20 protein-coding genes and 2 tRNA genes are annotated in these 21,919 nt (G+C 69.9%); 12 read left to right on the forward strand and 10 right to left on the reverse strand.

Translation table 11 applies throughout. The features are described 5' to 3' along the window. Positions 1-22: 22 nt before the first annotated feature. Positions 23-571: a helix-turn-helix domain-containing protein gene (locus ACZ56L_RS06030; RefSeq protein WP_345220938.1), complete on the reverse strand. Its 549-nt coding sequence runs from the start codon at positions 569-571 to the stop codon at positions 23-25. 161 nt (positions 572-732) lie between these two features. Here ACZ56L_RS06030 and ACZ56L_RS06035 point away from each other — a divergent pair. Continuing rightward, positions 733-805, forward strand: a tRNA-Ala gene (locus ACZ56L_RS06035). A gap of 826 nt (positions 806-1,631) precedes the next feature. Here the strand turns inward: ACZ56L_RS06035 and ACZ56L_RS06040 are convergent. After that, positions 1,632-2,342: a DUF5324 family protein gene (locus ACZ56L_RS06040; protein ID WP_345220940.1), complete on the reverse strand. Its 711-nt coding sequence runs from the start codon at positions 2,340-2,342 to the stop codon at positions 1,632-1,634. A gap of 342 nt (positions 2,343-2,684) precedes the next feature. Here ACZ56L_RS06040 and ACZ56L_RS06045 point away from each other — a divergent pair, with 342 nt between their 5' ends. Both ACZ56L_RS06045 and ACZ56L_RS06050 read left to right on the forward strand, forming a co-directional pair. After that, entirely contained in the window at positions 2,685-3,212 is a 528-nt protein-coding gene (locus ACZ56L_RS06045) for a peptidylprolyl isomerase (RefSeq protein WP_468688332.1), read from the forward strand. A gap of 53 nt (positions 3,213-3,265) precedes the next feature. Beyond that, positions 3,266-4,183: a rhomboid family intramembrane serine protease gene (locus ACZ56L_RS06050; RefSeq protein ID WP_345220945.1), complete on the forward strand. Its 918-nt coding sequence runs from the start codon at positions 3,266-3,268 to the stop codon at positions 4,181-4,183. 321 nt (positions 4,184-4,504) lie between these two features. Here the strand turns inward: ACZ56L_RS06050 and crgA are convergent, their stop codons facing one another. Beyond that, a complete protein-coding gene (crgA, locus tag ACZ56L_RS06055; RefSeq protein ID WP_345220947.1) occupies positions 4,505-4,762 on the reverse strand; it encodes a cell division protein CrgA in 258 nt (85 codons plus the stop codon). A 147-nt stretch (positions 4,763-4,909) separates the two neighbouring features. Here crgA and ACZ56L_RS06060 point away from each other — a divergent pair, with 147 nt between their 5' ends. The 6 genes from ACZ56L_RS06060 to ACZ56L_RS06085 all read left to right on the forward strand — a co-directional run bounded on the left by ACZ56L_RS06060 (position 4,910) and on the right by ACZ56L_RS06085 (position 9,556). Further along, positions 4,910-5,722 (forward strand): DUF881 domain-containing protein, encoded by an 813-nt coding sequence (locus ACZ56L_RS06060; RefSeq protein WP_401755148.1) that lies wholly within the window; start codon positions 4,910-4,912, stop codon positions 5,720-5,722. Positions 5,723-5,745: 23 nt separating this feature from the next. Next, positions 5,746-6,456 carry a class E sortase gene (locus tag ACZ56L_RS06065; RefSeq protein ID WP_471062074.1) on the forward strand — a complete coding sequence of 237 codons (711 nt, stop codon included), beginning with the start codon at positions 5,746-5,748 and terminating at the stop codon, positions 6,454-6,456. A 78-nt stretch (positions 6,457-6,534) separates the two neighbouring features. Beyond that, a complete protein-coding gene (locus ACZ56L_RS06070; RefSeq protein WP_345220953.1) occupies positions 6,535-6,714 on the forward strand; it encodes a hypothetical protein in 180 nt (59 codons plus the stop codon). After that, the gene (locus ACZ56L_RS06075; RefSeq protein WP_471062077.1) at positions 6,711-7,355 is read left to right on the forward strand and encodes an aminodeoxychorismate/anthranilate synthase component II; all 645 of its coding nucleotides are present in this window, start codon (positions 6,711-6,713) and stop codon (positions 7,353-7,355) included. Before ACZ56L_RS06070 ends, ACZ56L_RS06075 begins: the two co-directional genes overlap by 4 nt. Further along, positions 7,352-8,758 carry a class E sortase gene (locus tag ACZ56L_RS06080; protein WP_471062079.1) on the forward strand — a complete coding sequence of 469 codons (1,407 nt, stop codon included), beginning with the start codon at positions 7,352-7,354 and terminating at the stop codon, positions 8,756-8,758. The genes ACZ56L_RS06075 and ACZ56L_RS06080 overlap by 4 nt, the downstream gene beginning before the upstream one ends. Positions 8,759-8,824: 66 nt before the next feature. Next, the gene (locus ACZ56L_RS06085) at positions 8,825-9,556 is read left to right on the forward strand and encodes a class E sortase (protein WP_468688324.1); all 732 of its coding nucleotides are present in this window, start codon (positions 8,825-8,827) and stop codon (positions 9,554-9,556) included. 78 nt (positions 9,557-9,634) lie between these two features. Here the strand turns inward: ACZ56L_RS06085 and pknB are convergent, their stop codons facing one another. The 6 genes from pknB to ACZ56L_RS06115 all read right to left on the reverse strand — a co-directional run bounded on the left by pknB (position 9,635) and on the right by ACZ56L_RS06115 (position 17,821). Next, a complete protein-coding gene (pknB, locus tag ACZ56L_RS06090; RefSeq protein WP_471062082.1) occupies positions 9,635-11,629 on the reverse strand; it encodes a Stk1 family PASTA domain-containing Ser/Thr kinase in 1,995 nt (664 codons plus the stop codon). Between the two features lie 315 nt (positions 11,630-11,944). Further along, positions 11,945-13,405, reverse strand: coding sequence for a peptidoglycan D,D-transpeptidase FtsI family protein (locus tag ACZ56L_RS06095; RefSeq protein WP_345220963.1), 1,461 nt, complete (start codon positions 13,403-13,405; stop codon positions 11,945-11,947). After that, positions 13,402-14,802, reverse strand: a complete 1,401-nt coding sequence (locus tag ACZ56L_RS06100; RefSeq protein ID WP_345220965.1) for an FtsW/RodA/SpoVE family cell cycle protein — start codon at positions 14,800-14,802, stop codon at positions 13,402-13,404. Before ACZ56L_RS06100 ends, ACZ56L_RS06095 begins: the two co-directional genes overlap by 4 nt. A gap of 15 nt (positions 14,803-14,817) precedes the next feature. Continuing rightward, entirely contained in the window at positions 14,818-16,308 is a 1,491-nt protein-coding gene (locus ACZ56L_RS06105) for a PP2C family protein-serine/threonine phosphatase (protein ID WP_471062086.1), read from the reverse strand. 150 nt (positions 16,309-16,458) lie between these two features. Then, on the reverse strand, positions 16,459-16,977 hold the full coding sequence (locus ACZ56L_RS06110; protein WP_345220969.1) for an FHA domain-containing protein FhaB/FipA: 519 nt from the start codon (positions 16,975-16,977) through the stop codon (positions 16,459-16,461). 10 nt (positions 16,978-16,987) lie between these two features. Next, on the reverse strand, positions 16,988-17,821 hold the full coding sequence (locus ACZ56L_RS06115) for an FhaA domain-containing protein (protein ID WP_471062088.1): 834 nt from the start codon (positions 17,819-17,821) through the stop codon (positions 16,988-16,990). Between the two features lie 311 nt (positions 17,822-18,132). Between ACZ56L_RS06115 and ACZ56L_RS06120 the strand changes: the two genes are divergently transcribed. Together ACZ56L_RS06120 and ACZ56L_RS06125 are read left to right on the forward strand one after the other, a co-directional pair. Beyond that, positions 18,133-18,215, forward strand: a tRNA-Leu gene (locus ACZ56L_RS06120). Positions 18,216-18,349: 134 nt separating this feature from the next. After that, complete coding sequence (locus ACZ56L_RS06125; protein ID WP_471062090.1) at positions 18,350-20,077, forward strand: ArnT family glycosyltransferase; 1,728 nt, start codon at positions 18,350-18,352, stop codon at positions 20,075-20,077. A gap of 32 nt (positions 20,078-20,109) precedes the next feature. Here the strand turns inward: ACZ56L_RS06125 and ACZ56L_RS06130 are convergent, their stop codons facing one another. After that, entirely contained in the window at positions 20,110-20,634 is a 525-nt protein-coding gene (locus tag ACZ56L_RS06130) for a MarR family winged helix-turn-helix transcriptional regulator (RefSeq protein ID WP_471062092.1), read from the reverse strand. Between the two features lie 143 nt (positions 20,635-20,777). Between ACZ56L_RS06130 and ACZ56L_RS06135 the strand changes: the two genes are divergently transcribed. Further along, a complete protein-coding gene (locus ACZ56L_RS06135; RefSeq protein ID WP_401755120.1) occupies positions 20,778-21,839 on the forward strand; it encodes a hypothetical protein in 1,062 nt (353 codons plus the stop codon). Positions 21,840-21,919: the final 80 nt, after the last annotated feature.

Consider the following 21,919-nt stretch of genomic DNA (forward strand, 5'->3'; position numbering starts at 1 on the left):
CCGCAGTAGTTCTGGTGACGCGTCAGCTCTGGTGTGCCTCGTAGTGCGCGATGGCCTCGGCGGTGCGCCCGGCGCCGTACACCCGCAGGAACTCGGCGAGCTCGGGGTGGTCGGCGGCGAGGGAGTCCGCCGCGTTGATGATGTCGCCCGCCCCGGCCACCGAGCGCAGCAGCGACTGGATCTCGCGCACCACGCGGCGCACGGTGGGCGCACCGGAGCTGGGCGTGGACTGGCTGGTGGTGCTCAGGACGGAGCCGCCCTGGGACTTCTTGATCTCTTCCATCCGGTCCGTGGCCTCCCCCGCGCTGACGCTGCCGTCGGCCACCAGGGAGGCGAGTTCCTGGAGGGCCTGGACGCGCTGGACCACCGCGGGGTTGCCGATCTTGGCGCGCTGGCCGCTCATGAGCTGGGAGAGCATGGGCGCGGAGAGGCCGAGCACGGCCGCGAGCCGGGCCTGGTTGAGTCCCAGGTCGTCGATGAGCCGACGGAAGAGCGCCCCCAACGGCTCCCCGTACCAACTGCGCTGAAGCTCTCTGGCCCGCGCCGAGGCTTCCTGTTGTGCTGCGTCCATCTGCGTCTCCCCTTCGCTGCTGCGAACCTCGCGGTGCATCTTACGGAGAGTGGTCACCGACGGGGAGTCCCAATCTGTTTGCAGGATTGCGGGGGTCACCCGCTACTCTGGTGTGCGTCGGTGGACGCGCGCTGTGCGGCGCGTTCGCGGCATCCCTTTTCGGGGCCTTAGCTCAGTTGGTAGAGCGCTGCCTTTGCAAGGCAGATGTCAGGAGTTCGAATCTCCTAGGCTCCACGTGACGAGACCCCACTGAGCTGCGGAAACGCAGGCAGTGGGGTTTTCGCGTGCTAGGCCGCTCGGCGGGGTGCACCGCCTCCGGTACGCGCTGGAGGTCGTTGTGGTGGGCATGCGTGCGCCCACGCCGGAGGGTGTGGCGCATGCGCGTGCAAGCGTCGGCGGACTCGCGGGGCGCGGTGTCACCGTGATCAGCGGTCCGGCTGCGGCAGGAGATCGCCGAGCGGGGCTGCTCCTTTCCCAGTTCTGGCCGGATGGGACCGCGTCCGCCGCCCTGAAGACAGCCGGGGCGGCCTGCGTGGCCGTCGTCGTACTCGGCGTCCCCTCGAACACGGACCACGGTGCCAACGCCCTCACATAGAACCTTTCGCGCGCGGCACGAAATGCTTGTGCAAACGGCCGGACGGAGTGTCGCTCGTCACCGCCTGGGGATCGCCACTGCTGGCAGGTCAGTCCCTTCGTGCGTTGAAGGAGGGGTAGACCCCGAGCACTGAGAAGCTCTATTCGCTATTGCAATGTCCAATGGTCCGGCGTGGGCGGGGCCCGTTTCCAGCGGTACGGAGCGAAGCACCGGGCGCACCGGGGGCGGGCCACGCTCATCGGCCTGCACGGCGGGCTGGTCACCGCCCTGGAACTCGACCCGCCTCGCGGTCCTCGCCACCCTCAACCGCGTCCGGCACGTTGCCTTCGCCGACCTGCGCGACACCGCAGGCCCGTGCCGGTCGCCCCCTGAGCGGACCCCGATTCCCCATCCGCAGAGGCCACAAGCAAGACCCCCCGGCCCGTGGCGTCACGGGACAGAGGGTCTTCTCGGTGCGGGAGGAGGTCAGCGGTCCTTGGGGTCCGCGGCCTCCGCCTCGGCCTGCTTGGCCTCGACCTCGGGGTCAAGAACGGCCTTGCCGTTGCTGTCGACAGAGGTCAGCGGGGTGCGGTCGTGCACCTCGGTGGCCGCCGGGGGCTCGACCAGCCAGTCCGGGTTGGCCTGCTTGTCCCACCACTTCCAGGCGGCGAAAGCACCGCCCGCCAGCAGGCCCAGTACCGTCAACCGCTTGGCGAGGCGCCCCGAACGGGCCCGGCGCTCCTGCTTGCGCACGAGCTTCTGGACCTCCTTCGCGGAGACCTGGCCGCGCAGTGCGGCGAGAGCGGCCGCGCTGCGGGCCGCGGCCTCGTCGCGCACCGGCTGTGCGGCGGCGACGGCCTGCTCGACGCGGGGCGCCGCGTAGTCCGCCGCCTGCTTGGCTGCCTGCCTGGTGCGTACGGCCGCCTTGTGGGCCGCTTCGTCCACCCGGGCCGGCACATGGGTGCGGGCCTGCTCGATACGGGGGGCGAGGTGCGCCCCGTACTGTGCGCGGGCCTGCTCGGCTGCCTGCTGGGTGGCCTGCGAAACCCGTGGGGCGAGCTTGGTGCGGGCTTCGTGCGCGTAGTGCACGGCCGTGTCCTTGGCCGTGCCCGCGTAGGGCGCCACCACTTCGGCGGCGTGTCGCACGCTGTCCTTCGCCGTACTGGTCGCGTGGCGCACGCTGTCCTTACGGGTCACGGAAATCCTCCTCCTCGGTGGCGCTTCGTTGATGCGCCTTTCCACCCGAATCGAAATCATGCCCGGCACGGCCGATCCCGGCATGTGCGGAAGGGCATCCGGGTCATGAACGGTCATGAACGGAGACGGTGGGGCAAATACGGTTCAAGGGGAACTGCCGACGACAATGCCACGCTTCTCGGCCGCCCGCGCCGGTTCCGGGGGTACTCGTCCGAAGAAAGCCGGTCGGCGAGCGGTCGGTACGGGGTGGACCCGGCCCGTACCCGGTGGGGCGTGCGAGGATCGACGCACGCCCGGCTGAAGCACCGCAGCGGGCCCACCAGGACTCAGCGGAGGAGACCCGTGGCCGAGCAGCTCTACGCCACTCTCAGGACCAGCCAGGGCGACATCGACATCCGGCTGCTGCCGAACCACGCGCCCCGAACGGTCCGCAACTTCGTCGAACTGGCCCGCGGTGAACGGGAGTGGACGCACCCCGGCACCGGTGAGAAGACCACCGACCGGCTGTACGACGGAACGATCTTCCACCGGGTGATCAGCGGGTTCATGATTCAGGGCGGCGATCCGCTGGGCAACGGAATGGGCGGCCCGGGGTACGAGTTCGCGGACGAGTTCCACCCCGAGCTCAGCTTCGACAGGCCCTACCTGCTCGCCATGGCGAACGCCGGGCCCGGCACCAACGGATCGCAGTTCTTCATCACCGTCGAGCCGACCGTGATGCTCAACCGGAAGCACACGATCTTCGGCGAGGTCGCCGACGAGGCGAGCAAGCGGGTCGTCGACGCGATCGCCCGCGCCGAGCGCAACCCGCGCACCGAACGGCCCGTGACGGACGTCGTCGTGGAGACCGTCCTGGTGGAGAAGCGCTGAATGACCGCCGGGACCGTGGCCGGGCACCGCGCGCAGTCGTGACAATGGACGGCATGGAGCAGCCGCCGAAGAGCCCGGACCCCCAGCCCGCCGACGACGCGCAGGACCCGGTGGCGCACTGCTACCGGCACCCCGGCCGGGAGACCGCCATCCGGTGCACCCGGTGCGACAAGCCGATCTGTCCCGACTGCATGGTCAGCGCCTCGGTGGGCTTCCAGTGCCCGGACTGTGTGCGGGGCGGCTCGGGGACGGGGCACGCGCCCGGCGCGAACCAGCCGCGCAACGTCGTGGGCAGCGTGGTGCGCGGCGGCGACCCGCGACTGGTCACCAAGATCCTGCTCGCGATCAACCTGCTGGTGTTCGGCCTCACCCTGATTCCGGAGACCGGAGAGCGCGTCATCGGTGAGCTCGTCCTGGTCGGGGCGTGGCCTCCGCCGCCGTACCCGGTGTTCGAGGGCGTGGCGGCTGGCGAGTGGTACCGGCTGGTCACGTCGATGTTCCTGCACCAGCAGGTCTGGCACATCGCGTTCAACATGCTCAGCCTGTGGTGGATCGGCGGCCCGCTGGAGGCGGCGCTGGGGCGTACCCGCTACCTCGCCCTGTACCTGCTGTCCGGGCTCGCGGGCAGCGCGCTGACCTACGCGGTCTCCGCGCCCGAGGCCCTGTCACTGGGTGCGTCGGGGGCGATCTTCGGGCTGTTCGGTGCGACCGCCGTGCTGATGAAGCGCATGAAGTACGACATGCGGCCGGTCATCGCCCTGCTGGTGATCAACCTGATCATCACCTTCGGTGTCCCCGGCATCTCGTGGACCGCGCACATCGGCGGCCTCGTCGGGGGCCTGCTGCTGGCGCTGGGCCTGGTGTACGCGCCGAAGGAGAAGCGGAACCTCGTCCAGGCCGGGACCCTGGGCCTGGTCTTCGTCGCCGTGCTGGTGACGGTGCTGGTCAGAACGGCGACGCTGGTCGCCTGAGGGGCTGTGGGCGGAGGACTTCCCCACCCGGTGCCACGGGTGTTGTCCACAGCGCGTGGCCATGGCTGTGCACGCTGTGGGCTCACGCGGGAACAACTGAGCCCCTCGTCGCTGAGCTGGGTTTTTCCGGCCAGGACAAGGGGCGTCAGCGGGGCGGGGAGTGAGGATGCGATCACACTGGCGTCAACACCGTGAGAGTTATCCACAGATCGTCATAACTTTTCCTCAGGTGTGGATAACGCTGTGGACAGCTCTGGGGAATGCTTGCGGAACGAGGTGCCCGTGTGCTTCGCGCGCCCCGCGTCCCCAGCCCTCAAGCCCCTACTTCCACTGCGTGGAGACACCGAAGCCGGCGGCGATGAAGCCGAAGCCGACCACGATGTTCCAGTTCTGCAGGCTCTGCACCGGCAGGTCGCCCTCGGTCACGTAGAACAGCACGATCCAGGCGAGCCCGATCAGGAACAGGGCCAGCATCACCGGCGCGACCCAGCTGCGGTTGGTCAGCTTGATCGCCGTCGCCTTCTTCGTGGCGGGCGGAGGCGTGAATTCGGCCTTCTTGCGGATACGTGACTTCGGCACGAGGGACTCTCCTGTCGATGCGCTGCGTTACCGCGCAGGGAACTGTGGCGTGACGCCGGGGGACAAGCGGGAGCCGACAGGGGAAACACGGCCTCCCCCGGGCGTCCGTTAGCGTAGTGCTTCCGCGGCGTGGAAGGAGATAAGGGTATGAGCAATTCTGCCGACTCTCCGGAGCAGCCCGCACAACGCGTGCCGGAGAGGTCCACCGACCGGCCGCCCGTACGACGTCCGGGCCTGCGTCCCGTACGGCTGTTGACCGCCGCCGTGTTCGCCCTCGCCGGGCTCATCTTCGTCACCAGCTTCAACACCGCCAAGGGCACCAACATCCGTACGGACGACTCCCTGCTGAAGCTCTCCGACCTCACCCGGCAGCGCAGCGACAAGAACAAGGAGCTGGAGAAGTCCACCGGTGTCGTGCGGAGCGAGGTCGACGCCCTCGCCCGGCGCGACGACGGCAGCACCCGGGCCGAGGACGCCAAGCTGGGCGTGCTGGAGAAGGCCGCCGGGACCAAGAAGCTGACGGGCGACGCCGTCACCGTCACCCTCAACGACGCCCCGCCCGGCGCCACCGCCAACCCCGGCTACCCCAAGCCGCACCCCAATGACCTGGTCATCCACCAGCAGGACCTCCAAGCCGTCGTCAACGCCCTGTGGCAGGGCGGCGCCCAGGGCATCCAGGTCATGGACCAGCGTCTGATCTCCACCAGCGCGGTGCGCTGCGTCGGCAACACCCTGATCCTCCAGGGCCGCGTCTACTCGCCCCCGTACACGGTCACCGCCGTCGGCGACCGCGGCCGCCTCAAGCAGTCCCTCACCGCCTCCCGGGCCGTCCAGAACTACCAGCTGTACGTCAAGGCGTACGGACTCGGCTGGAAAGTCGACGAGCGCGAGGCGGTGACTCTGCCGGGCTACTCGGGCACAGTGGATCTCCACTACGCGAAGCCCGTGCGACAGCCGTAGGGGCTCGGGAGGGGGCTTCCCCGGTGTCGGTGCCACGGTCGGTGCGACTGGTCGTCAGGACGTTCAGCGAACTCTGCGTCACCGTGGGCGCGCTCATCGTCCTGTTCGTCGGCTACGTGCTCTTCTGGACCGGTGTACAGGCCACCGGTGCCTCCGACGGCCAGATCGACTCCCTGGAGCAGGAGTGGGCACGGCGTCCCCCCGCACCGGCGTCGGCGCCCGCTGCCGCCGGTACGACGGAGCCGAGCATCGCGCCCGCCCACGAAGAAGGCAAGCCCTTCGCCGTGATGTACGTGCCCCGCTTCGGCTGGCAGTGGGACTGGCCCGTCCTGGAGGGCACCGGCGCCGGCACCCTGAAGAAGGGCCTGGGCCACTACGCGGGCACCGCCCGGCCGGGCGGGACCGGCAACTTCGCCGTCGCCGGCCACCGCAGGACGTACGGCGACCCCTTCAAGGACTTCCCCCGGCTGCGGCGCGGGGACGCGGTGGTGGTGAACGACGGGACGACCTGGTTCACGTACCGCGTCCAGAAGAAGCCGTACCTGACCGTGCCCGGTGACGTCGGCGTCGTCGATCCGGTGCCGCGCAAGGCCGGCTTCGACGGACCGGGCCGCTATCTGACCCTCACCACCTGCGACCCCGAGTGGGGCAGCACCCACCGGCTGGTCGTCTGGGCGCACCTGGACGCCACGCAGCCGGTCGGCGAGGGGCGGCCGGCGGCTCTGGAAGGCTGACCGCCGCCTCGGGACGGGTAACCCCTGCCGCTTGCCCCTGCCCTTTAGTCTGGTGACCACCGAACGGGAAGGGACAGCATGTACGGCTGGATCTGGCGGCATCTGCCGGGCAACACATGGGTGCGGGCGCTGATCTCGATCGTGCTGGTCCTGGCGGTGGTGTACGTGCTCTTCCAGTACGTCTTCCCGTGGGCGGAGCCCCTGCTGCCGTTCGGTGATGTGACCGTCGACGGAAGAAACGGGTCCAACAGCTCATGAGCACGCGCATTCTGGTCGTCGACAACTACGACAGCTTCGTCTTCAACCTGGTCCAGTACCTGTACCAGCTCGGCGCCGAGTGCGAGGTGCTGCGCAACGACGAGGTGGAGCTGAGCCGCGCCCAGGACGGCTTCGACGGCGTACTGCTGTCACCGGGACCGGGCGCGCCGGAGCAGGCGGGCGTCTGCGTCGACATGGTGCGGCACTGCGCCGGCACCGGGGTCCCGGTCTTCGGGGTGTGCCTGGGCATGCAGTCGATGGCGGTCGCGTACGGCGGTGTGGTCGGCCGGGCGCCGGAACTGCTGCACGGCAAGACGTCGCCGGTGCTGCACGAGGGCGCGGGCGTGTTCGCCGGGCTGCCGTCGCCGTTCACCGCGACGCGCTACCACTCCCTGGCGGCGGAGCCCGCGTCCGTCCCCGACGCCCTCGAGGTGACCGCGCGGACCGCCGACGGCATCGTGATGGGGCTCAGGCACCGTGACCTGCCGGTCGAGGGCGTGCAGTTCCACCCGGAGTCGGTGCTCACCGAGTGGGGGCATCTGATGCTGGCCAACTGGCTGGTGCAGTGCGGGGACACGGAGGCGGTGGCGCGGTCGGCCGGGCTGGCCCCGGTGGTGGGTGCGGCCAAGGCGCTCGCGTGACGGCACTGCGCCCCGAGCACGACGCGGCGGGCTACGGCGTCCCCCAGGAGGGCTACGGCCACGCTCCCGGGGAGGGGTACGACCCGCGGCGGCAGGTGTACGGGGCGCAGGAGGATCTCGGGGCCGTGGTGGACCGGCTCGCGGACCCGCTGAACGATCCGCTGCCGGGCGCGCGGCAGCAGGGCTGGGGGCAGGAAGCCCCTGGGGGCCGTGACGGCGCCTACGGGGCGTACAGCGGCCATCAGGAGCCGCAGCAGGAGTGGTACGACCCGCAGGGGTACCGCCGCGACTGGTACGGGGAGCAGCAGGCGCCTGCTGTCCCGCCGCAGCCGGAGGCCCCGTACGCGCCGTACGCGACGTCGCAGGCTGCCGCGTACGCGCCGCCGCAGCCGGACGTCTCCTGGGCGCCGCCGCAGGACGCTGCGTACGCGCCGCCGCCGGATGCCCTCCACGCGCCGCGGGAGCCGGTGGCCCCGGTGCCGCCGCAGCAGGTGTACGCACCGGAGCAGCAGACGTACGTACCGCCGCAGCAGGCGTACGAGGCTGAGCCGCAGCAGTACCTGCCGGAGCGGGAGTTCGCACCGGAGCCGGTGACGGGGCCGGACCGTGACGGGGGTGACGGTGCGTCGGAACCCGTGCGCACCGGGGGCAGGGCGGAGCGCCGCAGGAGCGCGAAGGGGCGCGCGCCGACCGGCACTTCGGCGGGTGCGTCCGTGGGCAAGGAGAGCACCGGCGTCGTCGTCAGCCGGTTCGTCGGGGAACTGTTCATCACCTTCGGCGTCGTGATGCTGCTCTTCGTGACGTACCAGCTGTGGTGGACCAACGTCCGGGCTGGAATGCAGGCCGACGGCGCCGCGCACAGCCTCCAGGACGGGTGGGCCAAGGCCAAGGACGGTGCGAAGCCGGCCGGGGCGTTCGAACCGGGCCAGGGCTTCGCGATCATGCACATCCCGAAGCTGGACGTGAAGGTGCCCGTCGCCGAGGGCATCGACAAGCACAAGGTCCTGGACCGCGGCATGGTCGGCCACTACGCGGACGGCGGGCTGAAGACGGCGATGCCCGGCGACAAGCAGGGCAACTTCGCGGTGGCGGGCCACCGCAACACGCACGGCGAGCCGTTCCGCTACGTGAACAAGCTGGTCAAGGGCGACAAGATCGTCGTGGAGACGCAGGACACCTTCTACACGTACGAGATGACGTCGATGCTGCCGCAGACCTCGCCGTCGAACGTGGGGGTCATCCAGCCGGTGCCGCCGGGCTCCGGCTTCACCGGGCCCGGGCGCTACATCACCCTGACGACGTGCACCCCGGAATTCACCAGCACCTACCGGCTGATCGTCTGGGGCAAGATGGTCGAGGAGCGCCCCCGGAGCAAGGGCATGCCGAAGGCGCTCGACGGCTGACGGAGCGGCTGCACGCGGCCGCCGGGGCCGGCGACGCCGGTGACCAGGACACGAGGGACGGGTGCGGTGGCAGCGAGTACCGAGCAGGAAGAGCGGACCGAGAAGTCCGCGCCGCCGCGTACGACCCGGCCGCGCGGCCGGATCGCGGGGGCGATCAGCGTCTTCGGCGAACTGCTGATCACGGCGGGACTGGTGCTCGGGCTCTTCGTCGCGTACTCGCTGTGGTGGACGAACGTCCTGGCGGACCGCGAGGCGGACAGGCAGAGCGACGACGTCCGCCAGCAGTGGGAGAGCAGCGCGCCCGGCGAGATCGACATAAAGGGCGGGCTCGGCTTCCTGCACGTGCCCGCGATGAAGAACGGCGAGGTGCTGGTCCGCGAGGGCACCAGCACCGAGGCGCTCAACGCGGGCATCGCCGGCTACTACACGGACCCCGTCAAGGCCGCCCTGCCGTCGGACCGGCAGGGCAACTTCTCGCTGGCCGCGCACCGCGACGGGCACGGCGCGAAGTTCCACAACATCGACAAGCTGAAGAAGGGCGACTCGATCGTCTTCGAGACCAAGGACACCTGGTACGTCTACAAGGTGTACGCCTCGCTGCCGCAGACCTCGAAGTACAACGTGAAGGTGCTGGACCCGGTCCCCCGGGAGTCCGGCAGGACCGAACCGGGCCGCTACATCACGCTGACGACCTGCACACCGGTGTACACGTCGAAGTACCGCTACGTGGTGTGGGGCGAGCTGGAGCGCACGGAGCGGGTGAACGCGCAGCGGACGCCCCCGGCAGAACTGCGGTAGTCCACCGCACGCGGAAGGGCCCCCGGCACGGTGTGTGCCGGGGGCCCTTCCGCGTACCGGGGCCGGGTACGCGGGCTGCTAGTCGAACAGTCCTCCGCCGTCGTGGTGGCCCTGGCCGGGGAAGAGCGTCAGGGTCACCTCACTGTCCTTGGGGACGGTGCTGCCCGCGGGCGGGTTGGTGCTCATGACCTTGGCGTCGTCCGGGACGCCGTCGGGCACGACGACGCGCAGGCCCAGTCCTTCGAGCTTGCCCCTGGCCTCGCCGACGGTCTTGCCCGTGAGGTCGAAGGGGATCTGCGCGGTGCCGCCGTCCGGCGGCGGCTGGGTCGCCTTGGCCTTGGCGACGATCAGCGTGATGCCCGTGTCGGGGAGGGCCTTGGTGCCGGCCTCGGGCGTCTGCTGGATGACCGTGTTGGGCGGCTGGTCCGACTCCTGCTCCGCCTTGGTGATCTTGGTGAAGCCGAGGCTCGTCAGGGTCGCCGAGGCGGCCTCGAAGGTCTGGCCCTTGAGGTTGGGGAGCTTCGTCGTCTTCTTCTTGGCGATGACGATGGTGACCTCGGAGTTCTTCTCCGCCTGCTCGCCGCCCTTGGGGCGCTGGTCGATGACCGTTCCCTCGGGCTTCTGCGACTCCTCCTGCTCGACCTTGGGCGTGAAGCCCTCCTTGGTCAGCCGCTGAGTGGCCCGCTTCTCGGTCTGCTCCATGACGTCGGGGACCTCGACCTTGGGGGCGCCGGTCGAGACGACGACGTCGATGGAGCCGCCCTTGGGGAGGGTGGTGCCGGCCGCCGGGGTCTGCGAGCAGATCTTGCCCTTGTCCATGTTGTCGCAGGGCTTGTTGGTCGCCTTGAGAACCATGTCGACGTTGTCGGCCGACAGTTTCGCGTCCGCGAGCACCTTGCCGATGAGCTTGGGAACGGCCTTGTCCTGCGGTTTGTCCTTGCTGAACACCGAGCTGCCGATGAAGACCGCGCCGACGAGGACACAGATGCCCGCGATCACCAGCAGGATCGTCGACGTGTTGCTCTTCTTGGGCTGCTGGCGACGGCGCCCCTGCGGTTCGTCGTAGCCGCCGTTGCCGTTCGGGCCGCCGTAGCCGTCCCCGCCGCTCCCGACGGGCGGCATCATCGCTGTCTGCCCGCCCTGGCCGGTCTGGCGCAGGGCGGTGGTGGGCTGGTCGTTGCCGCCGTACCCGCCGTAGCCGACCGCGCCGAGGGCCGCGGTCGCGGCGACGGGACGCCCGTCGAGGCAGGCCTCGATGTCGGCGCGCATCTCGTCGGCCGACTGGTAGCGGTAGTCGGGGTCCTTGGTCAGTGCCTTGAGGACGATGGCGTCCATCTCGGGCGTGATCTCGGCGTCGAAGTTCGACGGGGGCTGCGGCTCCTCCCGTACGTGCTGGTAGGCGACCGCGACCGGCGAGTCGCCGATGAAGGGCGGACGTACCGTCAGCAGCTCGTACAGCAGACAGCCGGTGGAGTAGAGGTCGGAGCGGGCGTCGACCTGCTCGCCCTTGGCCTGCTCGGGGGAGAGGTACTGGGCGGTGCCGATGACGGCCGCGGTCTGGGTCATCGTCATGCCGGAGTCGCCCATGGCGCGGGCGATGCCGAAGTCCATGACCTTGACCTGGCCGGTGCGCGTCAGCATGACGTTGGCCGGCTTGATGTCGCGGTGCACGATCTGGGCGCGGTGCGAGTACTCCAGCGCCTGGAGGATCCCGACGGTCATCTCCAGGGTGCGCTCGGGAAGGAGCTTGCGCCCGGAGTGCAGGAGTTCGCGCAGGGTCGATCCGTCGACGTACTCCATCACGATGTACGGGATGGAGACGTTGTCGACGTAGTCCTCGCCGGTGTCGTAGACGGCGACGATCGCCGGGTGGTTGAGCGAGGCGGCCGACTGGGCCTCACGGCGGAACCGGGCCTGGAAGGACGGATCGCGGGCGAGGTCCACCCGGAGTGTCTTCACAGCGACGGTGCGGCCGAGCCGGGTGTCCTGGGCGAGGTAGACCTCGGCCATGCCACCACGACCGAGCACCGAGCCCAGCTCGTACCGGCCGCCGAGGCGACGCGGCTCTTCCATAGCTAATCCAGCCCTCTCCGTCTGTCCCGACCGCACCTGTGCGTGGTCCGGCGGTGTGCTGTTCGCGCATACGGTACCGGGCGGTCCGCAGCCGTTCGGCCCGCGACCGTCACCTGATACCTGACCGGTACGTCAACGTGCATGAATGGTGAAGCGGGGTGACGGGGGTCACGCCGGACCCGGCGGGGCGGGGGGACGTTTCACGTGAAACATCGGTTTCCGCTGGGGTGTTTCACGTGAAACGTCGGCGGTCGGCCTGACCGTTTCACGTGAAACATTCCTCTGCGGACCGTCGCCGGGTCCTTGGTCCCGCGCCTACTTGGCGCGGTCGAGCACCGCCTTCATGACGTTCTTGGCGATGGGCGCGGCGAGGCCGCCACCGGAGATGTCGCCCCGCGCGGCCTCGCTGTCCTCGACGACGACGGCGACGGCGACCGGAGACCCCTTGTCGGTCTTCGCGTACGAGATGAACCAGGCGTACGGGTTGCCCTCGTTGTTCACACCGTGCTGAGCGGTACCGGTCTTGCCGCCGACGGTGACGCCGTTGATCTGGGCCCGGGTGCCGGTGCCCTCCTTGACGACGGTCTCCATCATCTGCTGGACCTTCTGGGCGTTGTCCGGCGAGAGCGGCTGGCTCATCTCCGTGGGGTCGGTCTGCTTGACGACGTCCAGGTTGGGGTCGGTCAGCTTGTCGACCATGTACGGGGTCATCAGCTTGCCGTCGTTGGCGATGGCGGCGGTGACCATGGCCATCTGGAGGGGGGTGGCCGAGGTGTCGAACTGGCCGATGGAGGAGAGGGCGGTCTGCGAGGGGTTCAACTTCTTGGGCCAGACGCTCGCGTTGGAGCGGACCGGGGTGAACTGCTCGCTGTTGAAGCCGAACTTCTCCGCCGTCTCCTTCATCTTGTCCGCACCGAGGTCGGAGCCGAGCTTGCCGAAGACGGTGTTGCAGGACCACCGCAGCGCGACACGCGGGGTGGCGTTCTCGCAGGGGATGGTGCCTTCATTCTTCAGCTCGGTCCGCGTGCCGGGCATGACCCACGGGAGCGGCGTCTTGGTCGGCGCGTCGATGTCGCTGATCAGGCCGTGCTCCAGCGCGGCGGCCGCGGTGACGACCTTGAAGGTCGAGCCGGGCGGGTAGGTCTGGCGCAGCGCCCGGTTGAGGGAGACGTCGTCCGGGTTGACCTTCTTGTCGAGCTGCTTCCAGGCATCGGCGTCGCCCATTCCCGCGATCTTCGAGGGGTCGTACGACGGGGTACTGGCCAGCGCGAGGATCTTGCCGGTCTTCGGGTCGAGGGCGGCGACGGCGCCCTTCTTGCCCTTGAGGCCCTCGTAGGCGGCGCGCTGGGCGTCACCGTTGAGGGTGGTGACGACGTTGCCGCCCTTCTTCTCCTCGTTGGAGAAGAGGGAGAGCGTGCGGTCGAAGAAGAGGCGGTCGTCGGTGCCGGTGAGGATGCCGTCGTTGAGGGACTCCAACTGGGTGGCGCCGTAGACCTGGGAGGCGAAGCCGGTGACGGGGGCCCACATGGGGCCGTCCTTGTAGGTGCGCTTGTACTTCAGGTCGCCGTTCTTCGCCTCGACGGAGCCGGTGATGGCCTCGCCGTCGACGATGATGTTGCCGCGCGGATGGGCGTAACGCTCCACGAGCACACGGCGGTTGTCCTTGTGGGACTTGAGCTTGTCGCCCTGGACGAACTGGACCCAGTTGGCGCGGACGAGCAGGGCGAGGACCAGGATTCCGCAGAAGATCGCGACCCGGCGCAGGGGCTTGTTCACGGGCGGACCACCTGGGTCATCTCGGCGTCGGAGGTGGGGGCGGGGGCGGGCGCGGGCCGCCGGGCGGTGTCGCTGATGCGCAGCAGGATGGCCACGAGCGCCCAGTTGGCGATCACGGAGGAACCGCCCTGTGCCAGGAACGGCATCGTCATGCCGGTCAGCGGGATGAGGCCGGTGACGCCGCCCGCGACCACGAAGATCTGGAGGGCGAAGGCACCGGAGAGGCCGATCGCGAGGAGCTTGCCGAAGGGGTCCCGGGCGGCCAGGGCGGTGCGGATGCCGCGCTCGATGAGCAGGCCGTACAGCAGGATGATCGCCATGACGCCGGTGAGGCCGAGCTCCTCGCCGACGGTGGCGAGGATGTAGTCGCTCTTGGGGGCGATGCCGCCGATGAACCGGGAGTAACCCTGGCCGAGACCGGAACCGAAGAGGCCGCCGGAGCCGAAGGAGAACATGGCCTGGGCGGTCTCGGTGACGAGTCCGCAGTTGCCCTTGTAGTCGCAGGCGGTGGCGAGGGGGTTCAGCCAGTTGTTGACACGCGTCTGGACGTGGGTGGCGAACGAGGCCACGCCCACGGCGCCCGCGGCGCTCAGGGTGAGGCCGAAGACCACCCAGCTCGTGCGCTCGGTGGCGACGTACAGCATGATCACGAAGAGGCCGAAGAACAGCAGCGAGGTGCCGAGGTCGGTCTCGAAGATCAGGATCATCAGGCTGATCACCCAGATGACCAGGATCGGGCCGAGGTCGCGGCCGCGCGGCAGGTACATCCCCATGAAGCGGCGGCTGGCCAGGGCCAGGGCGTCGCGTTTCACCATGAGGTAACCCGCGAAGAAGATCGCGATGATGATCTTCGCGAACTCGCCCGGCTGGAGCGAGCCCACACCCGGGATGGTGATCCAGATCTTGGCGCCGTTCACGCCGGGGAAGAACATCGGCAGGATCAGCAGGACCAGCGCCACCACCATGGAGATGTAGGTGTAGCGCTGGAGCACCCGGTGGTCCTTGAGGAACAGCAGGACCGCGAGGAAGAGGGCCACGCCGACGGTCGACCACATCAGCTGGTTGGGCGCCATGGCCTTGCCGAGCGAGGGCTCCAGGTCGAGCCGCCAGATGAACACCAGGCCCATGCCGTTGAGCAGGGTGGCGATCGGCAGCATCAGCGGGTCCGCGTACTTGGCGAACTTGCGCATCATCAGGTGCGTGACGCCGGCAAGGAGGCTGAGGCCCACTCCGTATCCGAGCATGCCCGCGGGCAGTGAACCGTCCTTCGCGAGGCCCACGTTGGCGTACGCGAAGACGGGGATGATCACGGCGAACGCCAGCAGGAACAGCTCGGTGTTGCGCCTGCTGGGTGCTTCGATCGCGCCGATGGTGGTCGTGTTGGTGACAACGCTCATGGTGGTGTGGGCCCCCTACGGTGTGGCCGGCTTACCGCACTGCGAGGCCAGTTCCTGCTCTTCTTCGGAGAGCGTGGGACCGGGAGCGGGGGCGCTCGGAGTGGGTGTGGGCGAGTTCGTGGCGCCGGGCGACTTGGCCGGGTCGGGCTTCGCCGGCGGCTTCGGCGGCGCGGACCGCTGTTCGGACTTCTTCTTGCAGGCGGACGCCTGGAGCGCGAGCTTCTCGATCTTCTCGCGCGCCTGGGCGAGGTCGCTCGCGGGCAGCGAGTCCTTGACCTCCTTGGACTGGAACGCCGGGAGGTACTTGAGTTCGATCTCGGGGTGGTCCTTCTCGATCTTCGAGAGGGAGACCCACGGAAGGTCCTGGTCGACACCCCGGTACAGCGCGACGTGCTCGCTGTTGGCGCCGACGTAGTACTGGGTCTGGGTCCAGCGGTAGCCGCCGTACAGGCCGCCGCCGACGACGGCGAGCGCGAGCACCAGGTACAGGGATCTCTTGAACCACTTGCGGCCGGGGGACTTCACGAAGTCCTCGCCGTTGTACATGTCGAACGTCTCGTCCGGCAGACCGCCGCCGTACCCGCCTCCGCCGCCGCTGCCGCCGCCGTTGCCCGCGGGGCCGAAGCCGCCCGGGGACGGCTGCGGCGCGGAACGGCCCAGGCCCGCGGCACGGCCGGCCGGGGTCTGCATGGCGCCGCCGTCGTGGAGTTGGTGCTGGTTCTCGGCGACCGCGCCGACGACGACCGGGGTGTCGTTGAGCCGGACCGCGAGGGTGTCGTTGCCGTCGACGTCCAGGACGTCGGCGACGATGCACGTGATGTTGTCGGGGCCGCCGCCGCGCAGTGCCAGCTCGATGAGGTGCTGGACGGTCTCCTGCGGGCCCTGGTAGCTGGCGAGCGTCTCCTCCATCGTCTGGTGCGAGACGACGCCGGACAGGCCGTCGGAGCAGATCAGATAGCGGTCGCCGGCCCGTACCTCACGGATGGAGAGGTCGGGCTCGACGTGGTCGCCGCTGCCCAGCGCGCGCATCAGCAGGGAGCGCTGCGGGTGGGTGGTGGCCTCTTCCTCGGTGATGCGGCCCTCGTCGACGAGGCGCTGCACCCAGGTGTGGTCCTGCGTGATCTGGGTGAGGACGCCGTCGCGCAGCAGGTACGCGCGGGAGTCCCCCACGTGCACGAGGCCCAGGCGCTGGCCGGTCCACAGCAGGGCGGTGAGCGTGGTGCCCATGCCCTCCAGCTGGGAGTCCTCCTCGACCATCAGCCGCAGCTGGTCGTTGGCCCGCTGTACGGCCATGCCCAGGGAGGTCAGGATGTCCGACCCGGGTACGTCGTCGTCGAGCTGGACCAGAGTGGAGATCACCTCCGAGGAGGCGACCTCGCCGGCGGCCTGGCCGCCCATGCCGTCGGCGATCGCGAGGAGCCGGGGGCCGGCGTAGCCGGAGTCCTCGTTCCCCTCGCGAATCATGCCCTTGTGCGATCCGGCGGCGAAGCGCAGGGACAGACTCATACGCACCTCGCCCGTCGGCTCCGGGTACACCGGGTTTCGAGCCACACTGCCCACCCTCCGGTCGAGAGCGCGCCCGGGGCCCCGGGCAGGGCTCGGGGGCCCTGTGCCAGGGCCGCTGCGGCTCGCTCGCTCCGCTCGCTCATTGTCGTACTACTTCCGCAGCTCGATGACGGTCTTGCCGATGCGGATCGGCGCGCCCAGCGGAATCGGTTGCGGCGTGGTGAGCCGGTTCCGGTCGAGGTAGGTGCCGTTGGTGGAACCCAGGTCCTCGACGATCCAGTTGCCGTCGCGGTCCGGGTAGATCCTGGCATGCCTGCTGGACGCGTAGTCGTCGTCCAGCACGATCGTCGAATCGTGCGCGCGGCCGAGGGTGATGGTCTGCCCCTGGAGCGCCACCGTGGTTCCGGTGAGGCTGCCCTCGGAGACGACCAGCTTGGTCGGTGCGCCGCGGCGCTGGCGCTGCTGTTGCTGCGGAGGCGCGGCCTGGCGGCCCGCCCCGGTGTTCTGCTGCTGGGCACGCGTGTCGGGCGCATTGCCGCGGCGGGAGCCGCGCTGCGTGACACGGGTGCCGAACAGGTCGCTGCGGATGACCTGGACGGCCACGATTACGAATAGCCACAGGACAGCTAGGAAACCTAGCCGCATGACCGTCAGGGTCAGCTCTGACATTGCCCCCGCTTCACCCTTCGGCTTGCCGGTAAACGATGGTGGTGCTGCCCACGACGATCCGCGAGCCGTCGCGGAGCGTAGCGCGGGTGGTGTGCTGTCCGTCCACCACGATGCCGTTGGTGGACCCGAGGTCCTGGATCGTCGCGGGGTTGCCCGTACGGATTTCGCAGTGCCGGCGCGAGACGCCGGGATCGTCGATCCGTACGTCGGCCTCGGTGCTGCGGCCCATCACGAGGGTGGGACGGGAGATCTGGTGACGGGTGCCGTTGATCTCGATCCAGCGTCTGGTCTGGGCGCCGGGCATCGGGCCGGGGCCCGCGGGGGGCCTCCGGTCCGGGACCGACGGGCGGTTGCCGCCGGGCGGTCCGGGCGGCATGGGCGGCGGGCCGCCCGGTGCGGACGGCGGGAGTCCGCCGCCGCGCGGAGCGGCGGGGCCGGGGCCGGCGTCGGGCGCCGCGACCTGGGACGTGCTGGAAGCGAGCGTGCGGCTGCGTACGCGGTAGAGACCGGTGTCGAGGTCGTCCGCCTTCTCCAGGTGGACCTTGATGGGTCCCATGAAGGTGTAGCGCTGCTGCTTGGCGTAGTCGCGGACCAGACCGGAGAGCTCGTCGCCGAGCTGGCCGGAGTACGGGCTCAGGCGCTCGTAGTCGGGGGCGCTGAGCTCGACGATGAAGTCGTTGGGGACGACGGTCCGGTCGCGGTTCCAGATCGTCGCGTTGTTGTCGCACTCGCGCTGGAGGGCGCCGGCGATCTCGACGGGCTGGACCTCGGACTTGAAGACCTTGGCGAAGGTGCCGTTCACCATGCCTTCGAGCTTTTGTTCGAAACGCTTCAGGACTCCCATGGGGCACCTCCTCCGTCGTTGTCGTCCTGGTACTGCTTACTGATCGTATCCACGCGCCGGGAAAACGGCTGGTTCCCCTTGTCCGCCCAGTCGATGAGTGTCACCCCTCACAAGGGATCGTAGAGGTGGCTTCCTGACAGTGTCCCGCACGTGCGCTCCTCCTCTGAGGAGTGGGTGCCGGAGGCCGACGTTCCACTGGCGGGTCCCCGGAAACAAGGGGTGTGAACCCACCCCGACCAGCGTGCTAATCTTCTTCTTGTCGCCAGGCAGTCGCACAAACCAGTGCGAGGAAATCGAACGACATCACTCATGCGCGAGTGGCGGAACGGCAGACGCGCTGGCTTCAGGTGCCAGTGTCCTTCGGGACGTGGGGGTTCAAATCCCCCCTCGCGCACTCTTGGGATTCGGGTCTCACCGTGAAAACGGTGGGGCCCGTTTCTGTATGTCCGGACACGGGACGTCCGGGCTCGGGGCGACCTCTCTGCTCACGGGGCGGTCGGCCTGACGGTGTGCTGGTCGGAGGCGGTTGTGACGCGGTCGGGGCTGTTCGGTGTCGGTGCGGGGGTGCTGACGGGGCTGGCTGCCGCGCAGCAGGTGATGCTGGCAGTGGGCCTGGGGGGCTGGCTGCCCGGCTGGCAGCCGTGGCCCTATCTGCTGCTCGCCGCCGTGCTGTGGCTCCTCGCGAAGCCCTGGTGGAGGGAGAACGGCCCGGTCCCGGGCGGAGTTCCCGGGTTCTGGGACACGGCCGAGAAGTGGCTGCGACGCGTTCCGGTGTGGGCGTACGTCGTGGCGGTGCTGGTCCTCACGGCCACCGTGTGGGCCTGGTTGCAGGACTTCGAGCCGTACCTCGGTCATGAGGAGGCGGTCTACGCGAACAAGGCGCGCTTCTGGTTCGACGGGACGCCGGACGCGGGCTGGGGCGTCTACCGGCCCGTCGGGCTGCCGGCGCTGGGGGCGCTCGCCCTGTGGATCACGGGGTACGACGGCTACGCGTCCGGCGGCGGCACGGGGGCGCTGCGCGCGGTGACCCTGGTGCTGGCCCTGCTGATGCTGTGCGTGACGTACCTGGTGGCCCGCGCGTGGACAACGCCCCGGCGGGCGCTGGTGGCGGTCCTGGTGCTGCTGAGCGGGCTGGGATTCCTGCGCAGGATGCCGGAGTTCCTGAACGACATCGGGTCCACCGCGCTGCTGCTGATCGTGGTGTTCCTGCTGGTGCGGGCGCTGGAGCAGGCCGGCACGAAGGCGGGCGGCAGGGCGCTCCTGCTGACGCCGGTCGTGGTGCTCGCCGCCTTCTATCTGCGCTACGGAGTCGTCGGAAACCTCCTCGCTGTCGCTCTTGCGGGTGTTCTCGCATACGGGCCCCGGGCCTGGTGGGCGCTGGGGTGGCGGCTGTGGGCGGCGGTCGGCGTGCTCGCGGCGGGGCTCGTGCCGCACTTCGTGTACGCCGTGGAGCGCACCGGGAAGCCGCTGGGCATGATCCTGTCGGCGACCTCGCAGGCCAACCGGGAGTACGTCGGCGACGGCTTCGTCTACTACCTGAGTGTCTTCCCGTACCGGCTGGCCGGCGACCTGGGCGCGGTGGTCATGGCCGCGGGGGTGTGCGCGGCGTTCGCGGCCTGGCGGCGGGTGCGCCGGGGCGGTGCGTCCGGGTCCGGGGTTCGTGGCGACGACCGGCGCCGGGTGTTCCTGGGGGCCGCGGCGCTGCTGGTGTTCGTGGTGCTGGGGGTGGCCACCGACGGCGAGCCCCGGTTCGTGTATCTGCCCGTCACGCTGCTCACCGTGCTCGGCGTGCAGGCGCTGGCGGAGCTCACCCGGGCGTGGGCGCCCCGGGTGCTGCTGTGCGTGGGGGCGCTGGCGGCGGTGACGGTGCTCGGGACGGCGCAGGTGGTGGCGCACGGAGCGATGCCGGCACCGACGAAGCTGGGCGCGTCGACGGTGCCGGTGGCGCGGGCGCTGGCCGCGAAGGACGGGGAGCGCTGCCTGATCGTCACCGGCTACGAGCCGGAGTTCGGCTGGTATTCGGGGTGCGATGCGCTGACGTACCGCCAGTACCGGGAGAAGTACGGCGACGGGCGGACGGTGCGGGTGCCCGCGGGGACCAGGGTGAGCTTCGTACGGTTCGACAAGGGGCGGCTGCAGCCGAACGCGGCGGGGGTGCGCGACCTCATCGACGGGCGTGCGGCGACGCGGCTGCGGATGCCGGCCGTGGCGGGAGGGTCGGCGGGGGCGGCGACGGTGTGGAGCGTGCGGTTCTGAGCCTTTGAGAGGCGCCGTGGGGGCGGGGCTTCTCAGGTGCGGCTGTTGTTGTAGCGCAGCAGGTACGAGGCGAAGCGGGTGAGGTCGTCCTCGCTCCAGTCGGCGAGGCGCTCCTGGTAGGCGGCGTGCCGGCTGGCGTGGGTGGCGGTGAGAGTGGCGGCGCCGGCGGCGGTGGGGTGCAGGACCTGGACGCGTTGGTCGGCGGGGTCGGGTCGGCGCTCGACGAGGCCGAGCTTCTCCAGGGTGGTGAGCTGTCGGCTGACGGTGGATTTGTCGAGCATGTAGTGCGTGGCCAGGTCGGTGGCGCGACAGCCCTGCTGGTCGTGGATGTGCGCGAGCAGCGTGTACGAGACCAGGGGCAGGTCCGGGTGGAGCCGGGCGGCGGCGGCGCGGGCCCGGCGGGCGAAGGCGGTCAGCTCGCGCTCGATGGTGTCGACGGCGGTGCTGCGGCCGGCGTCGGTGCTTCGAGGGGGCTGGGCGCCGTGGGGCTGCTCGGTGCCGTGGGGGCGCTGTGTGTTGTGGGGCTGCTGGGTTTCGTGGGGGTGCTGGGTGGTCATGGGGTGGTTTGCCCTTCACTCTATTGGTTGTATAGTACATTCATCGGGTGGTTGTAATTGCCAACCACTGTGTCTTTTTCTTCCCGGGTCGCTTTCCTTGCTGCCCTCGCTCTCCCCGTAGTCCCATTTCTTGGAGTTTGCCCATGTCTGCTTCCCCCATGGCCACGGCTCACAGCGGTACGGGGGCGCAACTCCGGCACGTCCTCGGCCACCTCCTCACCCCACTGCTCATGTGCATCGGCATGGGGCTGGCGTACCTGGGGGCCTTCCACGCGCCCGCGCCGCACGACTTGCGCGTGGACGTCGTCGGGTCCGGGCCGAGTGCGCAGGTGCTGGCGCAGACGCTGAACGACAAGGGCGACGGCGCGCTCGACGTCCGTACCGTCGGCGACCGGGCGACCGCGCGGCAGCAGTTGGAGGACCGGGAGACCTACGGGGCGTACGTGCCGGGCGCCGAACCGGAGCTGCTCGTCGCCTCGGCGGGGTCGGACACCACCGCGACCGTCGTCGAGAAGGTGTTCACCGGGATCGCGGCCCAGCAGGGGGCGCCGCTGAAGGTGACCGACGTGGTGCCCGTGGCGTCCGGAGACCCGACGGGGCAGGGCCTGTTCTTCCTGCTCGTCGCGCTCAGCATCGGCTCGTACGCCTCGGTGGCGGTGATCGGCGGCGCCGGGGCGGTGCTGGCGCTGCGGCTGCGGGCACTGCTGGCGGTGGGCATGTCACTGGTGGTCAGCGCCATCGGGGCGGTGTTCGCGGGGCCGCTCTTCCACCTGGTGGACCAGGGGCTCGCCGGGGTGTGGGCGATGTCGTGGCTGTACTCGGCGGGCATTCTGCTGGTCGGTGTGGGACTGCACACCTTCCTCAAGCGGTGGACCACGCTGGGCGTGATGGTGCTGTTCGTGATGCTCAACTTCACCAGCTCCGGCGGCATCTTCCGGCCCGAGCTCCAGTCCGGCTTCTTCGCTGCGCTGCACTCGTTCTGGAACGGCGCCGGGTTCATCGAAGGGGCGCGCGGACACGTGTACTTCGAGGGCAACGGGGTCGGACGCAGCGTGCTGGTCCTGGCGCTGTGGTTCGTGGCCGGCGCGGCCGTGATGGGGGCTGCGGCGCTCGCTGAGGCGGCGCGGCGGGGGAAGCAGCCCGGGGCGGCTGTGCGGGGCGAGGACGCGGTGGAGGAGGAGCTGGAGGAGGCGGTCGGGGTGTGAGGCGGGGTGCGTGCGAGTCCGTGTGGGGCCGGCGGATGTGGGTCCCGTACGTGAGGTTGTGTGCAGGGGAGGGAGTGGTC

Source organism: Streptomyces sp. NPDC039736 (assembly GCF_055596485.1).